The 2,993-nt window shown below is 62.4% G+C and carries 2 protein-coding genes; one reads left to right on the forward strand and one right to left on the reverse strand.

The window, feature by feature from the left end; all coding sequences use genetic code 11:
* Window positions 1-34: 34 nt before the first annotated feature.
* Window positions 35-739 (reverse strand): FHA domain-containing protein, encoded by a 705-nt coding sequence (locus tag ACXWUF_RS21350; protein WP_458496557.1) that lies wholly within the window; start codon window positions 737-739, stop codon window positions 35-37.
* 258 nt (window positions 740-997) lie between these two features.
* Between ACXWUF_RS21350 and ftsH the strand changes: the two genes are divergently transcribed.
* A complete protein-coding gene (ftsH, locus tag ACXWUF_RS21355) occupies window positions 998-2,962 on the forward strand; it encodes an ATP-dependent zinc metalloprotease FtsH (RefSeq protein ID WP_458496558.1) in 1,965 nt (654 codons plus the stop codon).
* The last annotated feature ends 31 nt before the right edge of the window (window positions 2,963-2,993 follow it).

The raw sequence follows: 2,993 nt of genomic DNA on the forward strand, positions 1-2,993 counted from the left end.
CGGTCGCGGGCTGAAGCCCGCTCCCACGATCAATCTACAAACTCCCGTAGTAAAACTTCTGCCCGGCGATGCTGATGGTGTCGCCGACTTGCAAGAAAGCCTCCTTGCTCTTCTTCCCATTGACCTGCATGGACCGCAGCCCGCCCTTGTGGAAAATCTTGTAGCCGTGTTCCACCTTGACCACCACGGCCTGCTCCTGCTTCACGAACAGCCCTGAAACCCGCACCTCGCAATCCGCGCCCTTGCCGATGCGGGTCCGGGTCTGGGCCAGCGGCGTCACCTGCCGGTTCTTGCCCATCAGAATCAGCGCCATGCCAGCCTGCTGCTTCTGGCTGCGGGCCATGATCTGATCCACGGCGGCTTTGGTGAGAACCACCGTGCTGCCCGCCTCCAATTCCACCGGCGGCTGCTCTTCCAGAACCTCGCCCAATTCGACGCCATCCCGTCGGCTCACAAGATCAAACAACAGGGTATGCTTGCCCAGCGTCACGCGGTCCTTGTGCTTGAGCGCCTGCTGGCTGATCTTCTTGCCGTCGATATAGGTGCCGTTGGAGGAACCCTCGTCGATGATCGTCCATAGACCGCCGGACTCCCGCAGCGTGCAGTGATGGCGGGACAAGGCACCGTTGTCGATGACGATATCGCAAGTGGGGGCACGGCCTATCGTGACCTCGTCATGGTCGTCCAAGCGATATTCGCCCTTCAGTTCGCCCGAGAAAAATACCTGGAGTTTCGCCATAAATTTTTCTTCTCTAAAAGTAATCGGCTGGGTGGGTGCCGAGATTCCGGCGTTACGATGGTTTTTTACTAGTATAACCGGATGGCTATCGGCGGACAGCCGGTTGAAAATGCACAGTTCCGGCATTATTACCCACTCAATGCGCGACCGCCCAGCGACTGTAGGTCGGGCTTAAGCCCGACCTACACAGCCCTTCCCGTTTTCGGCAACGAGAGCGCCCGGTGGCGAACCGAACTCACCAAATCCTTGGAGCCAATCATGCCAAATGGACCTTCCAACTCCCCCGAATCCCCTCTCCGCAAAGTCTGGCAAGACCTTGGAGGGAAAGCGCTGGACGCGCTGAAAGCCCTGAACCCGTTCAGCAAGCCCGAGGTCGAGATCAACCCCCCCGGCGGCGAACAAAACCAGAACCGCCGCCGCAATAACGCCATCCTGTACGTCCTGCTGATTTTCGCCACGCTCTATCTCTGGCAAGGCGTGCAGGAAGCCCGCCAGGATGAAGTCCCCTACAGCGAGTTCCTCAAGTACGTGCAAGAACAGCGGGTCGAGGACGCCGTTATCACCGATCAAGTCATCACCGGCTACCTAAAACCGGCCAAACCGGAGGAAGAGCGGCGCCATTTCATCACCGTGCCCCTGTGGAACCAGGACTTGGCGAAGGACTTGGAAGCCAAGGGCGTCAAGTACAGCGTGCGCTATGGGAGCAACTGGCTGGGCAATTTCATCTTCAACTGGCTGCTGCCCATCGGCATCCTGTTCGCGCTATGGACCTGGATGGCCCGCCGCATGACCGGGGCCGGGCGCGGTTTCTTGAGCTTTGGCCGCAACCGGGTCCGCATCAACGCCGACGAGTCGGTGAAGGTAACTTTCCAGGACGTGGCGGGCGCCGAGGAAGCCAAGCAGGAGTTGAAGGAGACCATCGAATTCCTGCGCGACCCCAGCCGCATCCAGCGCTTGGGCGGTCGGATGCCGAAGGGCGTGCTGCTGGTCGGCCCGCCCGGCACCGGCAAAACCCTGCTGGCGCGGGCGGTGGCGGGCGAGGCGGGCGTGCCGTTCTTCAATATCAGCGGCGCCGAGTTCATCGAGATGTTCGTGGGCGTGGGCGCGGCGCGGATGCGCGACCTGTTCGAGCAAGCTCGCCAAAAGGCGCCGTGCATGATCTTCATCGACGAGCTGGACGCTATCGGGCGGGCGCGCGGTGGCCCGGTGGTCATGGGCGGGCACGATGAGCGCGAGCAGACCCTCAACCAGTTGCTCACCGAGATGGACGGCTTCGACCCGTCGGTCGGCGTGGTGGTGATGGCCGCGACCAACCGCCCGGAAATCCTCGACAAGGCGCTGCTGCGGGCGGGCCGCTTCGACCGCCAGATCGTGGTGGACAAGCCCGGCCTGGAGGACCGCCTCGCCATTCTGCAATTGCACACCAAGGCCATCACGCTGGGGCCGGATGTGAATCTCCGCGTCGTCGCCCAGCGCACGCCCGGCTTGGTCGGCGCTGACCTTTCCAACATCGCCAACGAAGCGGCCATCATCGCCGTGCGGGAGAACGCGGAGGTGGTTCGGATGACGGATTTTGAAGCGGCGATAGACCGCATCATCGCCGGTCCCGAGAAGAAGTCCCGCACCCTCAACGAGCAGGAGAAGCGCCGGGTGGCCTTCCACGAATCCGGCCACGCCCTGGTGGCGGAGATCGTCCCGACCGGCGAGCCGGTCCACAAGGTCTCCATCATCCCCCGTGGCGCGGCGGCGCTGGGCTATACCCTGCAACTGCCGGTCGAGGAGAAATTCCTGTCCACCGAGGACGAACTGCGTGACCACATCGCCATCCTGCTGGGGGGCCGGACGGCGGAGGAATTGGTGTTCGGCAACATGTCCAGCGGCGCTCAGAACGATTTGGAAAAGGCTTCGGACATCGCCCGCGCCATGGTCTGCCAGTTGGGCATGAGCAAGCGGCTCGGCCCGCTCACCTACGGCAAGCGCCAGCAACTCGCCTATCTCAATGTCGAGGGCGCGGAGGAGCGCAATTTCAGCGAGGAAACCGCCCGGCTGATCGACTCGGAAGTGCGCGATCTGGTGGAAGAGGGCCAGCGGCGGGCGCGGGAAATCCTGACCCAGCGACGCAACATCCTGGATGAAATCGCCCGCGTGCTACAGGAGCGGGAAGTGGTCGGCGGCGAGGAAATCAAGGAGATTATTCATCGGATGGAGGCGGTGGTGGCCTGAATAATTGTGGGAGCGGGCTTCAGCCCGCGAT

The organism is Methylomagnum sp., assembly GCF_054333355.1.